The 18,294-nt window shown below is 61.2% G+C and carries 7 protein-coding genes; 4 read left to right on the top strand and 3 right to left on the bottom strand.

The features are described 5' to 3' along the window. Positions 1-129: 129 nt before the first annotated feature. Positions 130-3,840 carry a methionine synthase gene (metH, locus tag N8H74_RS04525; protein WP_262146405.1) on the top strand — a complete coding sequence of 1,237 codons (3,711 nt, stop codon included), beginning with the start codon at positions 130-132 and terminating at the stop codon, positions 3,838-3,840. 49 nt (positions 3,841-3,889) lie between these two features. Here metH and N8H74_RS04520 read toward each other — a convergent pair whose 3' ends face one another. Further along, complete coding sequence (locus N8H74_RS04520; protein WP_262146404.1) at positions 3,890-9,136, bottom strand: leucine-rich repeat domain-containing protein; 5,247 nt, start codon at positions 9,134-9,136, stop codon at positions 3,890-3,892. A gap of 158 nt (positions 9,137-9,294) precedes the next feature. Here N8H74_RS04520 and N8H74_RS04515 point away from each other — a divergent pair, with 158 nt between their 5' ends. Further along, entirely contained in the window at positions 9,295-9,513 is a 219-nt protein-coding gene (locus N8H74_RS04515) for a DUF2970 domain-containing protein (protein WP_217829749.1), read from the top strand. Positions 9,514-9,519: 6 nt separating this feature from the next. On the opposite strand, the gene N8H74_RS04510 is transcribed toward N8H74_RS04515, so the two are convergent. Next, positions 9,520-10,593 carry an ABC transporter substrate-binding protein gene (locus N8H74_RS04510; RefSeq protein WP_262146403.1) on the bottom strand — a complete coding sequence of 358 codons (1,074 nt, stop codon included), beginning with the start codon at positions 10,591-10,593 and terminating at the stop codon, positions 9,520-9,522. A gap of 525 nt (positions 10,594-11,118) precedes the next feature. Here N8H74_RS04510 and N8H74_RS04505 point away from each other — a divergent pair. Both N8H74_RS04505 and N8H74_RS04500 read left to right on the top strand, forming a co-directional pair. Beyond that, positions 11,119-12,777 (top strand): nitrite/sulfite reductase, encoded by a 1,659-nt coding sequence (locus N8H74_RS04505; protein WP_217829747.1) that lies wholly within the window; start codon positions 11,119-11,121, stop codon positions 12,775-12,777. Beyond that, a complete protein-coding gene (locus tag N8H74_RS04500) occupies positions 12,761-13,255 on the top strand; it encodes a DUF934 domain-containing protein (protein ID WP_217829746.1) in 495 nt (164 codons plus the stop codon). Before N8H74_RS04505 ends, N8H74_RS04500 begins: the two co-directional genes overlap by 17 nt. Positions 13,256-13,309: 54 nt before the next feature. Here the strand turns inward: N8H74_RS04500 and N8H74_RS04495 are convergent, their stop codons facing one another. After that, entirely contained in the window at positions 13,310-18,190 is a 4,881-nt protein-coding gene (locus N8H74_RS04495; RefSeq protein WP_262146402.1) for a DUF6543 domain-containing protein, read from the bottom strand. Positions 18,191-18,294: the final 104 nt, after the last annotated feature.

Here is an 18,294-nt window from a genome sequence, read left to right as displayed (position 1 = left end):
GCCGCGATTCTACCGTTATGACGGCCGTACCAACATGAGCGATATTCATGCAAAAGCGCCGCATGCTCCAAAACCATACAGGTTTGTTATGATTCCGGCCCTTCGTCATGGTCTTTTCGAGTAGTCCCAATGTCCGATCGCAGCGTCCGCCTTCAAGCTCTCAAGCAAGCTCTCAAAGAGCGCATCCTGATTCTCGATGGCGGCATGGGCACGATGATCCAGAGCTACAAGCTCGAAGAGCAAGATTATCGCGGCAAACGCTTCGCCGACTGGCCGAGTGACGTCAAGGGCAACAACGACCTCTTGGTCATCACCCGTCCGGACGTGATCGGCGGCATCGAGAAGGCCTACCTGGATGCCGGCGCCGACATCCTCGAAACCAACACTTTCAACGCCACCCGGATTTCCATGGCCGACTACGGCATGGAAGAACTGGCCTACGAACTCAACGTAGAAGGCGCACGCCTGGCACGCAAGATCGCGGACGCCAAGACGGCCGAGAACCCGGCCAAACCGCGTTTCGTCGCCGGCGTCCTCGGCCCGACCAGCCGCACTTGCTCGCTGTCGCCCGACGTCAACAACCCCGGCTACCGCAACGTCACCTTCGATGAGCTGGTGGAGAACTACACCGAGGCCACCAAAGGCCTGATCGAGGGCGGTGCTGACCTGATCCTGATCGAAACCATCTTCGACACCCTCAACGCCAAGGCCGCGATTTTCGCCGTGCAGGGCGTGTTCGAAGAACTGCACGTCGAACTGCCGATCATGATTTCCGGCACCATTACCGACGCCTCCGGCCGTACCCTGTCCGGCCAGACCACCGAAGCGTTCTGGAACTCCGTGGCCCACGCCAAGCCCATCTCGGTCGGCCTGAACTGCGCCCTCGGCGCCCGCGAGCTGCGGCCGTATCTGGAAGAACTCTCGGACAAGGCCAGCACCCACGTTTCCGCGCACCCGAACGCCGGCCTGCCGAACGAATTCGGCGAGTACGACGAACTGCCGTCGGAAACCGCCAAGGTCATCGAAGAGTTCGCCCAGAGCGGTTTCCTCAACATCGTCGGCGGTTGCTGCGGCACCACTCCCGGCCATATCGAAGCCATCGCCAAGGCTGTGGCCGGTTATGCGCCACGGCAGATTCCGGACATCGCCAAGGCCTGCCGCCTGTCGGGTCTGGAGCCGTTCACCATCGATCGCAACTCGCTGTTCGTCAACGTCGGTGAGCGGACCAACATCACCGGTTCCGCCAAGTTCGCCCGCCTGATCCGTGAAGACAACTACACCGAAGCCCTGGAAGTCGCCCTGCAACAGGTCGAGGCCGGCGCCCAGGTGATCGACATCAACATGGACGAAGGGATGCTCGATTCGAAGAAGGCCATGGTGACCTTCCTCAATCTGATTGCCGGTGAGCCGGACATCTCCCGCGTACCGATCATGATCGACTCCTCGAAATGGGAAGTGATCGAAGCCGGCCTCAAGTGCATCCAGGGCAAAGGCATCGTCAACTCGATCAGCATGAAAGAAGGCGTCGAGCAGTTCATCCACCACGCCAAACTGTGCAAGCGCTACGGCGCCGCCGTGGTGGTGATGGCGTTCGACGAAGTCGGCCAGGCCGACACCGAGGCGCGCAAAAAGGAAATCTGCAAACGCTCCTACGACATTCTGGTCAACGAAGTCGGCTTCCCGCCGGAAGACATCATCTTCGACCCGAACATCTTCGCCGTGGCCACCGGCATCGAAGAACACAACAACTACGCTGTGGACTTCATCAACGCCTGCGCCTACATCCGTGACGAACTGCCGTATGCCCTGAGCTCCGGCGGCGTGTCCAACGTGTCGTTCTCGTTCCGTGGCAACAACCCGGTGCGCGAGGCGATCCACTCGGTATTCCTGCTGTACGCGATCCGCAATGGGCTGACCATGGGTATCGTCAACGCCGGCCAACTGGAGATCTACGACCAGATCCCGCAGGAGCTGCGCGACGCCGTCGAGGACGTGATCCTCAACCGCACCCCGGAAGGCACCGACGCCCTCCTCGCCATCGCCGACAAGTACAAGGGCGACGGCAGCGTCAAGGAAGCCGAAACCGAAGAATGGCGTAGCTGGGAGGTCAACAAGCGTCTGGAACACGCGTTGGTCAAGGGCATCACCACCCATATCGTCGAGGACACCGAGGAGTCGCGTCTGTCGTTCGCGCGGCCGATCGAGGTCATCGAAGGCCCGCTGATGGCGGGCATGAACATCGTGGGCGACCTGTTCGGCGCCGGCAAAATGTTCCTGCCGCAGGTGGTTAAATCCGCCCGCGTGATGAAGCAGGCCGTGGCCCACCTGATTCCGTTCATCGAACTGGAAAAAGGCGACAAGCCGGAAGCCAAGGGCAAGATCCTCATGGCCACCGTGAAAGGCGACGTGCACGACATCGGCAAGAACATTGTCGGCGTGGTACTGGGTTGCAACGGCTATGACATCGTCGACCTCGGCGTGATGGTGCCCGCGGAGAAGATCCTGCAAGTGGCGCGCGAAGAGAAATGCGACATCATCGGCCTGTCCGGCCTGATTACGCCGTCGCTGGACGAGATGGTGCATGTGGCCCGCGAGATGCAGCGCCAGGACTTCCACCTGCCGTTGATGATCGGCGGCGCGACCACCTCCAAAGCACACACGGCGGTGAAGATCGAACCGAAGTACAGCAACGACGCCGTGGTCTACGTCACCGACGCCTCCCGCGCGGTCGGCGTGGCCACACAGTTGCTGTCCAAGGAACTGAAGGCCGGTTTCGTCGAGAAGACCCGCGCCGAGTACGTTGATGTGCGTGAGCGCACCGCCAACCGCAGCGCCCGCACCGAGCGTCTGAGCTACGCGGCGTCCATCGCCAAGAAACCGCAGTTCGACTGGGCGACTTACCAGCCGGTCAAACCGACGTTCACCGGCACTCGTGTGCTGGACAACATCGACCTCAACGTCCTGGCCGCGTACATCGACTGGACACCGTTCTTCATCTCCTGGGACCTGGCCGGCAAGTTCCCGCGCATCCTCGAAGACGAAGTGGTCGGTGAAGCCGCGACCGCGCTGTACAAGGACGCTCGCGAGATGCTGACCAAGCTGATCGACGAGAAGCTGATCAGCGCCCGCGCGGTCTTCGGTTTCTGGCCGGCCAACCAGGTGCATGACGACGACATCGAGTTGTACGGCGATGACGGCAAGCCAATGGCGCGCCTGCATCACCTGCGCCAGCAGACCATCAAGACCGACGGCAAGCCGAACTTCTCCCTGGCCGACTTCGTCGCGCCGAAGGACAGCGAAGTGACCGACTACGTCGGCGGCTTCATCACCACCGCCGGGATCGGCGCCGAAGAAGTGGCCAAGGCCTATCAGGACGCTGGCGACGACTACAACTCGATCATGGTCAAAGCCCTGGCCGACCGTCTGGCCGAAGCCTGCGCCGAATGGCTGCACGAACAGGTGCGTAAAGAGCACTGGGGTTACGCCAAGGACGAAGCTCTCGACAACGAGGCGCTGATCAAGGAGCAATACTCCGGCATCCGCCCTGCGCCAGGCTACCCGGCGTGCCCGGATCACACCGAGAAGGCCACGCTGTTCAAACTGCTCGATCCTGAAGCGCAAGAACTGCGCGCCGGTCGCAGCGGCGTGTTCCTCACCGAGCACTACGCGATGTTCCCGGCGGCGGCGGTCAGCGGCTGGTACTTCGCCCACCCACAGGCGCAATACTTCGCCGTGGGCAAGGTCGACAAGGATCAGGTGGCAAGCTACACCTCGCGCAAAGGCCAGGAGTTGAGCGTCACCGAGCGCTGGCTCGCGCCAAATCTGGGTTACGACGAGTAAGCCTTGCACAGGCCCTTGTGTCCGCTGCGGCGACACAAGGGCCGGCCGGCTATTTTTCCAGATCCTCGACCGATGAACTTTCAGACCCGGCATCCGCCGCCCCCCACTCGCTGTCGGCGAGCCATTTCTCCAGGGTATCGCGCGTAATCCCCAGTGCCCTGTGAGCGCGCACCCTGTCCATGTAAGCCTTGATCCGCAGCAGACTGTCCTTCGACAGAAAACGGAAATTGGCGGACATCCGCGTTCCCGCCAGCAACAGATCATGGCTGCCATCGAACATCTCGGGCGGAAGTTCACTGATCGGGTTGCCGGTCAGGCTGAGTTTTTCCAGGTTCCGCGCTTGCAGAACACCGTCCGGCCAATAACGCAGATTGTTGCCGTTCAGATACAGCTTTTGCAGCCCATCAGGCACCGGCCCGCTGAACAGGCTGATCTGGTTGTAGTTCAGCTCCAGCCTCTGCAATCCGGGCAAGGCTTGCAGGGCCTCGCCATTGAACGCGCGCACACGGTTGTAGTTCAGCCTCAGGTAAGTGAGACGTTGCAGGCGACTCAGTTCCTGGGCGATGGCCGCAAGATCGCCCAGGCGATTGCCGGACAGCCCCAGTTCCTCCAGATGCTCCATGCCGGCGATGGCTCGCGGCAGGCGACGCAGCTTGTTAAGACCCAGCTCGATCCAGCGCAATCGCGTGAAGGCCGGCAGGAAATCCGCCAGATCCGCTTCTTTCAGGGCCAACCCGCGAAGGTTCAACGCGTCGATATGCTCGAATTCGGCGGGCAGTCGGGGCAGCGCCCCCAATCCGTGGATGTTCGACAGGTCCAGCACCCAGGAGCCGCCACCGACTTCCTCCACCAGACCTTTTTTCCAGTGTTCGATCATCCGCATCGCGGCTTCGCGGCGACCCTGCGAAGAACGCCAGCGTCCACCAAACAGTGCGCTGCCGGTACGTCGGGTGAAGATCCAGCCGTTCAACTGCCGGGTGATCGACTCGAAGCGCTGGCCCCAATCGACAATCCGCGCGTTGACCTGTGCGTCGGTGGCGCCATTGCGCAAACTGCGGACGACGTCCGCTGCGCTCTCCTCGGTCAGGGAGGGGTCAATCCTGCGCAGGCGCTGGATGAATGACGGCTGGTCTGCAACCGCCGCTAGCTCCGGCGGCAACGGCAGCAAGCGGCTGGCGAGCAGCGAACCGTTTTCGAACGGCTGGGTGTCGTAGTAAGAGACGTCCTCACGAAAAAACCGCGCCAGCGCGCCGTCGGGCAGGCCCAGGGCGAATTCGCAGCGTTGGTGAGCCAGTTCCAGTTGCAGGCGCGCCTGCTCCGTCAGCGGTACGCCCGTCAAATTGGTATTGAGCAGCAGTTCGTTGCGCGACAGTAACTCGGCGGGCAACTGGCGGATGCGGCTGTCGCGCAAGTCCAGCCAGCTCAGGTGCCGAAGGCTTTCTGCGCCACGGGGCCACTCCTGCAAGTGTGTGCGGTTCAGATTCAGGCTTTCCAGGCGATGCATCGCGCTGACATCCAGCCGATACAGCAGGTTGTCGGACAGATCGAGTTGGCGCAGCCGCGCCGCGTTGTGCGGGGAAAGCGGATCGCTCGTCAGCCGGTTGCCGCTCAGGTCGAGGTGTTCCAGTTCGGGAAAGTTGCGCAGCAACGCGCGGATCTGCTGATCCGTCGAACCGGGCACACGCAGATGCAAGGTGGAAATGTGCGAGAAATCCGCCGACAGCGCAGGCAACGGCTCGTCGCTGACCAGATCCAGCTGAGCATAGGCCGGATGCTCATCCACGAAAGGTCTTCGGCGCCAGGCATTTTTCAGGTTGTTGGCAATCGCGTTTTTCTGCTGCCAGTTGCCGCCGTGGCTGACCCAGCCGTCCAGCGCCTGCTCGAACGCCAACCATTGCTGCCCGAGTTCTTCGAGCATTTGCAGAATCTGCGCTTCGCTTTTCCCGGCCCTCAGCAACTTGAGCAGAAAGCCGTTGGCCCTGGCGATCTTCAACGGCGGATAGAGCCCCTGCAGGCGCGTCACCAGCGCCATGTTCAAGCCTGAAGAACCGACCATGCCCGCCCCGCTGGCGGGATAACCCAGCAGACGCTCCCTGATCCGCTGCGGCGGCTTGAACCGACGTTTTGCCTTGCCCGTTGGCACCAGAATCGCGGCGGTGTCGTTGATATGCGCCGTGGCGTGGGCGCTGATGGCGCGGCGCAGCATGGCGCCCTGTGTGACACGAGGGACACCCAGCGCCTGGCGGGCCTCAACCGGCAAGGCGTGCATGAGCGCGGCATAGAAACTGTCTGTGGACGCAGCGGGCTCATTCAGCGCTTCGCCCCGCGCATTGATCGCCTGAAACACCGGGCCTTTCTTCACCACCCGGCAATGCTGCCCGGCCGTTCGATTGCCGATGCTGTCGAGCAACCGCCCGTCGAGATGACCCTCGCGGATTTCCAGGTACAGATCATCCGGCCAGCCCGGCAGCCGGCTCAGGGTATGCAAGGCGACGCGCCGGGTGTCGGCCGATGGCAGGTTTTCCATGTGCAATCCAGCCAGTGCGCGAGTCAAGCGGCCGCGTCGCGCATGCCAGCGGGCTTCCTCGAGCATCTTGCCCGGCACCCGCGCCGTGGTTTTCAGGGCCGCCATGGCCTCGGCGTCGGCATGGGCCAGAATGTCCTGCGCGGCGGCATCGCTGAGTCCCGGATAGACCCGCCGCAATTTGTCGACCCCAGGATCGGCCAGTGTGGCGCTGCGATAAAACCCGTCGAACAGTCCCCGCCGTCGGCTCCGGGCGAAGGCGCCGATCCGGTCCCGCAGCGCTTGCGGTCGCCAGCCCCGGTTCTGCGCGGCTTCGGCGCCCAGCAACGTGCTGATTTCGGATTCGTCCAGCGCCGCGAGAATGCGCATCGGCAATTCGCCGCTCAGCACATCGAACCGGCTCATGCGGATCGGGGTTCTGCGTGGGGTATCGGCCGACAGGCGCTCGTGTCCGTATTCGGCACGCACGCCCGTCATGCGCGGGTTTTCAAAGACCTGCAAAATCCGCCCGGCCGGCCAGTGCTCCAGTCGGGTCACCAGCGGCACCGCGTACAGGTAACGCTCGTCGATGGCGTGTCCGCTGACCACTTGCTCGATCACCTGGGTGACATCCCGATCGGCTTCGAACAATCGCAGCGCATCAAGCAATTCCGGCGGCGGCAGCCGATTGTCCATGTGCATCTTGCGCAACGCGTTGTCGCTGACGCCGCAAATATCGGCGACCTTGAGCAATTGCTCGTCGGAGCAGGCGTCGGTGACATGGCCCATGCGCCGCAACAGTTTCAGACGGCTCCAGCCCAGCGGATTCTCCAGGGTATGGCGCCAGGCACCGGCCGCGTTGTGGGTCAGGATCGGTCGATAAGCCTGCGGTTCGACGGGATGCCTGACTCGCCAACGGTCGAGGGACGGGTCATAAACCTGCTCGTAAACCCGCCCATCGATGCGGATGTACGAGCGGTCATCCAGCTCATATCGGCCCTGGGCGTCAGGCCCGGCATCGGCCATGAACTCGCCAGTGACCTCATAACCCGCCAGGTCGGCCTTGTGCAGACGGCTGCTGCCATCGGCCCGCGTCACCGAATGCAGGTCTTCGATCACCGGTTCCGCCGGCACCGCCAGCCATTTGGAGACGCCTTTGCCGATGCCCGCCGTGACGCCGGCCAGCAACAGATTCTCGGCAACATCGAGCAGGTGCGCCTTGGCCGCTTGCCGGTCGCCCTCGCTCCACTCGATCACCCCCTCGATCGACTCTCCCAGCAACTGACAGACCATCACCGCCATCATCACTTCACCCAGCACCGGCACGAACATTGAAACGGTATTCAGCACCAGCATGCCGATGTCGAGCAGCCTGGCGAACAGTTCCTTGCGCACCTTGGCATCGATGTCCGCCGACGGCACGGCATAGCGGCGCGCATCCTCGATCATCTGTTCGCGATGGCGCTCGAACAGGTAATCCCACAGGTCGATGTTGTCGTCCCAGTACGACTGCGCCTTGAACGGCAGGTGGCTCACGCCGAGAAACGGGTCATCGTTTGGCACCTGCCTCGGCGTCGGCGCTGGCGGAAAGTGATTGATAAACAGGTTTGGCACCGGGCTGAGGCCGTTGATCAGGTTATTGATCGTGAGCAACCACGGCTCCAGTCTGCTCTTGAGCGAGGCGTCCGGCGCATCCTGGGTGAACTGGCTGAAATAGTGCGGACGATCGGCATACGCCACGAAGCGACTGAAAAACCGCTGATAGGCCGTGGGGCTGCCGTCGGTGACCGCTCCGTCGCGCGCGGTAAAGCGCTGTCTGAACATCGGCTCTACCTGATCGGCCCGGTAGCGCTTCAACGGATGCTGGGGGTCATCGGGAATGTACAGAATCAGCTCATCCAGACGTTTGAACGGCTCGCCGATCGCGAACCAGACACACCCCGTCAACCGGTGCCGCATCAGATTGAGATCGCAGAACCAGATGTGTTTGCTGCCCTGCCGGGGTTGCCGTTCACCCGCAATGATCGTCAGGATCGAAGCGTAATCCTCAGGCTCGATGTCCTTTTGCAGCAGCGCCTGCTCGGCCGCCGCACGCAACGCGGTTTTTTGCGCGGTGATGAATTGCTCGCGGTGGTTTTGCCGGGTTTGCGGATCTTGCGGGTACAGGAAGTTTTTCAGGTACTGCTGATACAGCGCGCCGATGTCCAGCACCCGGCAGGTCTTGAGGAACTGGCTAACCGTCATTGCCGGGCTGATCGCCTCCGGCTGGCCCGACTGCGCCGACTTTACCGAGAACCCGGACGCCCGATGGAACGCGTCCGGCTCACATTCAGCCTCTTCAACGTTATGCAGCGCGGCCTGCAACAACGACATTCTCGACACTTCAAAAGCGCCGATTTCGATTTTCCAGATCCCTGCGTCGACTGACTGGATCAGATGCAGGAAGGTGTTATTGACGTCCAGCTCCACATTGAACAGGTTCTTCAGGGTTCTGGTCAGCAACGGTTCGGCGAAGGCGTGGATATCCTGCAACCCGGCCATGGTCTTGCCGAGCCGGCTCTGGGCGCTGAAGCTGGCCGCCAGACTGTCATCGAACGCCTTGCGTTGCGCTCGGGTGGTTTTTCGATACCAGTCCGGCAGTGGCGCCCTGGCCTTTTTCAACGCCGCGCGCTGCGATGGCGCGGCCTCCGTCAGCCAGGGGGGAATGGACTGTTCGAGGCGCGCAGCGTGGATGCTGCGGGTCAGGCGCCGGGGTTCGGTGCCTGGCGGCTCAGGCAGAAGTGTTTCAGACATGCTCTCGCTCCGGTAAATGGGAGCGTCAGCACATCATTCGGCGCGGACCGGATTGCGGTAGATAGTTATCGGCGCGGCGGCGAACGCTTTACAAGGCTTTTCCGCGCCGGGCGCAGGATTGGCTATGCTCAATGGGCCAACTTCAAGACGAGGGATTTATGGACGATCCAGTCGACAACAAGCCCCCAACCTTCTGGCAGATGCTGCACAGCGTCATGGCGGCGGCGTTCGGGGTACAAAGCGGCAAGAACCGGGCAAGGGATTTCACCCACGGCAAGCCCAGCCATTTCGTGATCCTGGGAATTGCCTTCACGGCGGTGTTCGCCCTGACGCTGTTCGGCATCGTCCAACTGGTGGTGCATCTGGCAGGGGTCTGAGACGCGTCAGTGCATCAGGGTCTGCAGGGTGAACGGATAACGGTACGAAGCCGGTCGTCCCTTGGCCGAAAGCTTGTGAAAGTGCACGCCGTAATCCGGGGACTCGCCCATGGCGAGCATCCGGCGCGCCTGCTCCTTGCCGATCAGTTGCAACAGCGGAATCTGCCGGTCACGCCCGCCATACCGGCTCAGGTCGACACCCTGCGCATAGTCATGCAACTCCACCAGCGCCCAGCCACCCAGGGTGAAATGGCCACCGAGCAATGCGCTCAAACGGCCATCGACCAGCGCCTGCAACGCCGCCGAAGAAGTGTTGACCGCACTGAACAGCACATCCTTGCCCGGCACCCGGCCCGCTTCGGAAAACGCCCGCATCGCGCCGAACGCCATCTCGTCGTTGGCCGACCACACCAGTGAAACGTCCGGATAGCGCCCCAGCAGTTGCCGGGCCTGCTCATAGGCGCGTTCCCGGGTCCAGCCGCTGTAGACCAATTGCCGCAGACGCACCTCGGGATGCTCGGCGAGCGCCCGTTGCATGCCTTTCTCGCGCAATTGCGCCGACGGGGTGATTTTCAATCCGGAGAAGGCCAGCAGCTCGATCCGCTCACCGGACGCGACCGGCCGGTGCAGACGGATCAGCTCCTTCATCATCAAGTAGCCGCCCTCCTCGTCATTGGGCACCAGGCTGCCGATCCGGTCCGCACGCTCGCCCACCAGGTTTTGCTGGTTGGGCGTCAGCGCGGCGTTGACGATGAACAGCTTCACCCCGCTCCGGTTCGCCATACGCATGATCTGCGGCGCCACGTATTGCTCGTTGACGAACACCAGGTAGTCGGGACGCTTCGACCCCTGCAAGGCGATTCGCGCCTGGGCCAGGGTCTGCTCCGGCTGACGCTGCGCGTAGAGGATTTGCAGATCGATCCCCAGATCCCGGGCAGCCGCCTGCATGAACTGCGAGTAACTGACCCAGAACGCTTCATCGCTCGAGCCTGGATTCAGAAACAGCACGGATTCGGCCCGCGCACCGGTTCCCAGAACCGCGCCGAGTAGCAGAACAGCGATGTGGAGGAACTTGAGCATGAATCGTCCGGGCCCAGGGAAAAAATGGCGGCGCATTATAGCCATCGAAACAGCGGCTTTCTGCGTCTGATCCCCCTTTTCGTCCGACAGATGTCGGAAGTGGACCCGGACAGGTCGTTTACTGATGACTGACCCAGAACACTGCCGTTCCAACAACCAGAATGATCAGGAACAGAATCGCCCAGGCATCGACGCTGCTATCGCTTTTCCTTGCTTTGGTCGGGTTGCTCATTGCATCGCCTCTTGTCGGTTTTATCGGTGATTGCAGAAAGACTCGACCACAGTTAAGACGATGATTGTCCGCACGACAAATGTGGGTTAGTTGACAGTGATTCTCGTTAGGCGATTTGGTTCTTTACATATACTCAAACATCACTTTTGCGCATAACTGCAAACGGGTATATTGCCCCGGCTCCGTTGGGAGTGCGCGGCCGTGCGCGCAGAATTGCAGAGGCATATCGGACTCCGGCAAAGCGAAAACGCGAGTGCCCACCCGAGTGACCCAAGCCTGAGAACAGGACTTATATGTACGTATACGACGAGTACGATCAGCGGATCATCGAGGACCGCGTCAAGCAGTTCCGTGATCAGACCCGACGCTATCTGGCAGGTGAGCTGAGCGAAGAAGAATTCCGCCCCCTGCGCCTGCAAAATGGCCTGTACATCCAGCGTTTCGCGCCGATGTTGCGGGTGGCGGTGCCTTACGGCCAACTGACCTCGCGTCAGATGCGCATGATGGCCAAGATCGCCCGCGACTACGACAAGGGCTACGCCCACATCAGTACCCGGCAGAACGTGCAGTTCAACTGGCCGGCGCTGGAAGACATCCCGGACATCCTCGCCGAACTGGCCACCGTGCAGATGCACGCGATCCAGACCAGCGGCAACTGCCTGCGCAACGTCACCACCGACCAGTTCGCCGGTGTCGCCTCCGATGAGCTGATCGACCCGCGTCCATGGTGCGAAATCGTTCGTCAATGGACTACGTTCCACCCGGAATTCGCCTACCTGCCGCGCAAGTTCAAGATCGCCATCAACGGTGCGAGCTCCGACCGCGCGGCCATCGAAGTCCACGACATCGGTCTTGAGCCGGTACACAACGCCGCTGGCGAGCTGGGTTTCCGCGTGCTGGTCGGCGGTGGCCTGGGCCGTACCCCGGTGGTGGGTGCCTTCATCAACGAATTCCTGCCGTGGCAGGACCTGTTGAGCTACCTCGACGCCATCCTGCGGGTCTACAACCGCTATGGCCGTCGCGACAACAAATACAAGGCGCGGATCAAGATCCTCGTCAAGGCACTGACTCCGGAAGTCTTCGCCCAGAAAGTCGACGCCGAAATGGAACACCTGCGCGGCGGCCAGACCACCCTGACCGAAGCCGAAGTGCATCGCGTCGCCAAGCACTTCGTCGACCCGGACTACCGCGCGCTGGACAACCAGACCGCCGCGCTGGCCGATCTCGACAAAGAGCATCCGGGCTTCGCCCGCTGGCGTGTGCGTAACACCCTGGCGCACAAGAAGCCGGGTTACGTGGCCGTGACCCTGTCCCTGAAGCCGACCGGCGTTGCGCCGGGCGACATCACCGACAAGCAGCTCGACGCCGTGGCCGATCTGGCCGACCGCTACAGCTTCGGTCAACTGCGCACCTCCCACGAGCAGAACATCATTCTTGCCGACGTCGAGCAGAGCCAGTTGTTCACCCTGTGGGGCGAGCTGCGCGAGCAAGGTTTCGCCACGCCGAACATCGGCCTGCTGACCGACATCATCTGCTGCCCTGGCGGTGATTTCTGCTCCCTGGCCAACGCCAAATCGATCCCGATCGCCGAATCGATCCAGCGCCGTTTCGACGACCTGGACTACCTGTTCGACATCGGCGAGCTGGACCTGAACATCTCCGGCTGCATGAACGCCTGTGGTCACCACCACGTCGGCCACATCGGCATCCTCGGGGTGGACAAGAAAGGCGAAGAGTTCTATCAGGTGTCCCTCGGCGGCAGCGCCAGCCGTGACGCGAGCCTGGGCAAGATCCTCGGCCCGTCCTTCGCCCAGGACGACATGCCGGATGTGATCTCCAAGCTGATCGACGTGTACGTTGAACAACGCACCGAAGACGAGCGTTTCATCGACACCTACCAGCGTATTGGCATCGACCTCTTCAAGGAACGCGTCTATGCAGCGAATCATTAAGAACAACGAGGTCATCGACGAAACCTGGCACCTGCTGCCCAAGGATTTCAATATCGATGAGATCAGCAACTGCGACGACTACATCGTCCCGTTGCAGCTGTGGCGCGAACACGGGCGCATGCTCAAGGCCCGTGATGGTGGCCTGGGTGTGTGGCTGGACGCCGATGAAGAAGCCGAGGAAATCGGTGACGACGTCGCACAGTTCCAGGTCATTGCCCTGAACTTCCCGGCGTTCACCGATGGCCGCAGCTACTCCAACGCGCGCCTGCTGCGTGACCGCTACGGTTTCAAAGGTGAATTGCGGGCGATTGGCGACGTGCTGCGCGACCAGCTGTTCTACATGCGCCGTTGCGGTTTCGATGCCTTCGCCCTGCGCGCCGACAAAGACCCGTACGACGCACTGGAAAGCCTCAAGGACTTCTCGGTGACCTACCAGGCCGCCACCGACGAACCGCTGCCGCTGTTCCGTCGCCGCTGATACAAAAAAACCTGAGTCCGGTTGCCCGGACTCAGGTTTTTTTTCGCCTTCACCTCAGCCCTTCGTCAGCCGCCCCGGCGTCGGTGCAGCGGGCATCGCCAGGCCCGGATGGCGCGCCAGCGCCTGTTGCGTCAACTGTTTGCGCAACTGCAGGTTCTCGTTCCGATAGTTTTCAAAAATCGCCATCATCCGCTGCGTCGCCGCTGCGCGCGACAAATCAGCCTGTGCCTCCAGCTCAGCCAGCGCATCGGCAGAACGCGCCAGCACGGCCACAAATTGCCCGCGATAGGTCGTATTCAGGTAATCGGACCAGAACGACTGCGCATTGATCGACTCCAGCAACGCAGGTGAGTTTTCCGCCTTCGCCACTTCCTTGTAAGCCTTGTCCAACTGTTGCTCGGTGACCTCGACATCCAGTTGCACGTTGATCGCCCGGGGCTGGGCCGGCAGATCCAGGCGTTGCGCCAGCCTGACCCGGTAACTCAGGCTCAGCTCCAGCGCCTGTTGGCGGGTGATCGAGTCGTCGAGCACGCGAATGCCGATGTCGATCATCGCTTGTTTCTGCACCTCCTGCAGACGGAACAGCCCACGCAGCAGTCGCACCAGTTCTCCCTCCAGGGACTGGACGCCGGTACGCGCCGCTTCTGTGGCCCGATAGCACAGCACCCTGACTTCCAGATCACTAAACAATCCCGATGGCTCATTGGCACTGACCCGGCCGATCCGGGCCATGCGAAACAGTGCGCTGCGCAAGCTGTCGTCTTCTGCAGCTGCCTGCAACACATTCCACACTCGCGCGGCCAATAGCCTGTGCTGGCGGGTGTAATCGGCGGTATTGCGCAACTGTTCAAGGACCAGAAAGAAATCCCGGGAATTCGGATAGGCCGACAGCGATGCCCAGGTTGCCTGCATTTGCACCACGTCATCGAGCGACAGACCGGACACCCAATGGGCGCCGCGTGCGTCGGAACCCGACGCAGCGACAGGCGGATCGATGTAGTCGGCGGTGATCACGCCAAGGCTGGCGCCCTCGGCCTGCTGGTAATCGGCAATCGCCGCCAGACTGGTGGCAGACAGCGGGTTGCCATCGACGTTAGTGCCATGATTCAGCGCCTGTCGAGCCTTGAAGACGGCCTCTGGAAGGGTCTCGATCAGGTTGTCGCGCAAGTCCAGGGTTTGCAGCTCCAGCAGTTCGTCGAGCCCTTCGGGCCACTCGCTGATACCGGTGCCGCGCAGGGCAAGGTGCTGCAGCTTGCGCATCGCCGAGACCGTCGGCATCCGCCCCAGCGAAGGATTGAAGCTCAGATTGAGCCATTGCAGATGATCCTTGGCACCCAGCGACACCGCCGCCTCGGCCGTAAGGAAAATCTGGTTGTTGCTCAGGTCCAGATGGGTCAGGCGCGACATCGCGTCGATCGCCTGGGGCACACGGGTCAGGCCGTTGCCGGTCAGGCTCAGCGAGTGCAGGTTGGGAAAGTTGTGCAAAAACGTGTTCAGCCCGGCGCTGGCGCCGACGTTGTCCATCTCCAGCACGCCAATGTGTCGGAAGTCACCGACGAGCGCCGGCAGTTCACCCAGCGGCTGTGCGTCGAAGGTCAGGTTGTCGAGCATTTCCGAAGGGTGCCCGGCGGTTCCCGACTCCCTGCGCCAGGCCCGCAGGATGGCCTGGGCTGCCCGCGCCTTGTTGTGCGCGGGCACCGTTAGGCGTGGGCCGTCCCCTGTCTGGTAGTGGGTTTCACGGTGCACCCAGCGCTCCAGTGTGTTGCGTATCGTCAGGTATTGCTGCCTGAGGCCTTCAAGGGTGCGGATTGCCACCACGTCATCGCTGCCCAGGGACGTCAGAAAGCTTTCAATCTGCGCAGGCGACTGCAAGGGGTAAAGCTCCCGCGCCCGTCGAGCCAGCGCCGCTGACCGCGCCACTTGGGCAACCGGTGCCGATTGGCTCAGACTCACCAGACGCACGACTCGTGGATCAGCCAGGCCCATGGGCGAGCGGTAGCCTACGCGCAGAGACGCCTTACTCACCAGTCGCGCAACGAGCTCACGTCGTTGCAGGGCCAGTGCAGTGATCTTCTCGCGCAAACCGACACCCGCGTCGTCCGCCTCGACGCCCAGCGCCTTTCGCGCATGTTCAGGCAGGCTTTGCCACAGGGTCTGAAAATAATTCGCGCGGGTGCGTGAGGAGTGTTTCGCCAGCACCTTCTCGTCGGCATCGACCGCTTGATAACGATCCTCGAACGCCTCGATGAACACTTTGTAGCGGGCATCGGCCGGGCCAAGTCTGGCCTTGTCCTCGGACGGCACTGCCCACTCGGTGATTTCGATAAACACATCCTGCGGCCATCCTGGCAGATTACCCAGGGTATCGAGCACCACCATATCGGTGCTCAGGTCACTGGCCCCATCCAGGTACAGGCCTTCGTAGACACGGTTCAGGTTCACCACTTGCTGATAGCGTCGCGCCTCTTCGGCAAGGCGCAGCGGCAGCTTGTCGTCCTCAAGCTCCAGCCACTCGCTGGCATCGGCATTGAGTGCCAGTTCGTCGACCACCGCACCCGGCAACCCGGCAAACGCCTTGCGCACCGGGGCGGCCATCGACTGCCTGGCAATGTCGGTACGCAGGTCCAGTCGGTTGAACAGCGCCAGACGCGAGCGCCCGGCCTGCCTGGCGAGCAATTGCGTGAGACGGGAAATCTGGCTGGCCTGTTCATTCGACGCCGTACCCAGTAGCAGCGTGCGCTGCGGGTTATCAAGGCCCGCCAGGAGCACCGGATAGAACTGCCCCTTGTGCAAAAGATCCTGAGCAATCTTCAAAGGCCGCGAAGCCTTGGCCGGACCGTAGCGGGTGATCTCGTTACCCAGGGCGCTGACGACGCTCACGGCAAGATCTTTCGGCCAGTTGCTGGCGGAAGTCAGCAAAAACAACTGCAGATCGGCATCGGCCATGGGGGCGGATGTGGTTTCACCCAGCGCTTGCATGAACTGCTCGACGGCAGCATCGGCGCGAAATCGCCGGACCGTGTCGACCAGAGTTGCCATCGGTTTTCGCCGGTCGACAAACAGACGATGCAACTGGTTTTCATCGACACCGATGGCGGCCAACACCTGCAAGGCCTGCCCATCCGACACCTCTTCCTCGCGATAGCCCAGACGTCGGAACAAGGTCAGCAGATTCCATTCCTGGGGCAACTCGGAATCATGTCGCCATGCCCCGGCGCCGTTGGTTTCGAGTACCGGCAAATAGCTGCCAGTCTGTTGCGGAGGCTGGACTTCCCACACATCGGTTTGCTGTCTGGGTTGCACGGCAAAGTTGTCCGCGCCGATGCGCAGGTAGCGATTGTTTTTCTGTGAGACCAGCCCCTGCTCGTCCACCCGGATCCCACGGGGGATGATTTGAGGCTCACGATAAGCCGAGAGGTCGCTTTTCCATAAACGCATCGCCCCGGGTGAAATCGGCACCTCACGCAAGCGCAGGACAAAATCGCTCGCCATGATCGCCTTGTAGGTGCCGCTGGCCGCTTTGCCGGTGACTCCCAGCGCCGCCATCAGGACCAGGTTTTCGAGCGTATCGAACAAATAGTCCGTGGCCTGTTCCTGCTCCCCCGCGGCCCAACTGGCGATACCCTCATACACCGTCGAGAGCAATTGGATACCGGCCACGGCGAACATGATTTCGCCCACCACCGGAACGAATGAAGCAAAGAACAGCACCGCGTTGAAGCCGATGGTCTGGTAGGTTTCGAGCCTCGCCAGTCGGCTTTTTTCGTCCTCATCGTCAGTCGGCACCACCAGCAAACGCGCGTTGGCCAGCACCTGCTCGGCGTGATGCTGAAACATCGCCAGAAACACATCGTATTTGTTCTCGGTGTCCAGATCGAAGCCACTGATCTGCACATACACCGACTCCTTGTGCAGGCTGGGGTGTCTGACGGTTATCAGGCGTTGGTCAAGATTGGAGAGAAACGTGGCCCGGTCCTTCAGTTTGATGTACCGCATGAAAAACGTGCGGAACTCAGGCGTTCGCAGGCGTCTGCTCAGTTCCACCTCGAACTGGGAGAACGAGGCGTACTCCTTCAATGGATGCAGCGGATCGCCCGGCAGGTAGACGACGCAACGGAAGTCACCATCCTTGTGTTCGGTGACAGGGCCGACGAACATCGGGCCGTGGAGTTTGATATCGAGCATTTCCAGACGCTGATAACCCAGCGAGTTTTTACCCAGGGTTATCGACGACTTGTTCTCGCTGACGGACTTCAACATCTTGTAAACATCTTCGCTTATATGCTTCTGCATGTAGGCGAGATGCCTTTCAACTTCAAACTGATCTTTCGCACAGGCAATGGATTTCTCCCGCAAACTTCCAACCTGGCTTTTACTGCCAAACAGTGCAGCGAGGTGATTCTGGTAACTTTTCCCCAGATCCAGTGCGCGGCACAATTGCGCAAACTCATGGGGTTCGATCGGGAGAAGTTTATTGCCACGACCCGTAATACGATCCGGAATGTATATCAGCGATCGTTCGTGATAGTTGCCGGCGCCAGTCTCGCTGGCTTCAAAGTTTTCACAGGCCGCCGTCAACAGATCCCTGGCGATCGGCAACACCAGTTTCTTGCGCAGCCCGAGCAGGCTGGAGGCCGAACGCACATGCTGGAAAACCACGCCTTCAACCTGCACAGACTCAACCAACTTGGCTGACAAGGCCTGGGCCAGCAACGGCGCACAGAATTTTTCTGGTGACTTGAAGGCGCGCAACTCATCAAGCACGGTGCTTCGCGATTGATAACTGGACTTCAGGCTTTTATACAGCGCGGTACGCACATCTTCTGGTGCCTGGAGCATCCACGCGGGTATCTGCTTTTTCAGCAGATCGAAAAATACACCTTGCTGGGCCGGTGTCATTCCAAGCACGGCGGTATTGTTTTTTTCAACTTCCATGTAAAAACAACCTTCTTGCTGTTAAGAACACACAGCTTAAGGTTGAAATTTTTCCGAAAAAAGCGCGAATAGCTGATCGTTACTTAAATTCAGATATCAACAAT

It is taken from the genome of Pseudomonas sp. B2M1-30 (assembly GCF_025447575.1).
Lineage (GTDB): Bacteria > Pseudomonadota > Gammaproteobacteria > Pseudomonadales > Pseudomonadaceae > Aquipseudomonas > Aquipseudomonas botevensis.
This window is presented reverse-complemented; position numbering and strand designations above follow the sequence as displayed.

Bases quoted from the DNA above. Each gene is read 5' to 3' on its own strand.
- metH (WP_262146405.1), top strand. From the start codon at position 130: ATGTCCGATCGCAGCGTCCGCCTTCAAGCTCTCAAGCAAGCTCTCAAA.
- N8H74_RS04520 (WP_262146404.1), bottom strand. From the start codon at position 9,136: ATGTCTGAAACACTTCTGCCTGAGCCGCCAGGCACCGAACCCCGGCGC.
- N8H74_RS04515 (WP_217829749.1), top strand. From the start codon at position 9,295: ATGGACGATCCAGTCGACAACAAGCCCCCAACCTTCTGGCAGATGCTG.
- N8H74_RS04510 (WP_262146403.1), bottom strand. From the start codon at position 10,593: ATGCTCAAGTTCCTCCACATCGCTGTTCTGCTACTCGGCGCGGTTCTG.
- N8H74_RS04505 (WP_217829747.1), top strand. From the start codon at position 11,119: ATGTACGTATACGACGAGTACGATCAGCGGATCATCGAGGACCGCGTC.
- N8H74_RS04500 (WP_217829746.1), top strand. From the start codon at position 12,761: ATGCAGCGAATCATTAAGAACAACGAGGTCATCGACGAAACCTGGCAC.
- N8H74_RS04495 (WP_262146402.1), bottom strand. From the start codon at position 18,190: ATGGAAGTTGAAAAAAACAATACCGCCGTGCTTGGAATGACACCGGCC.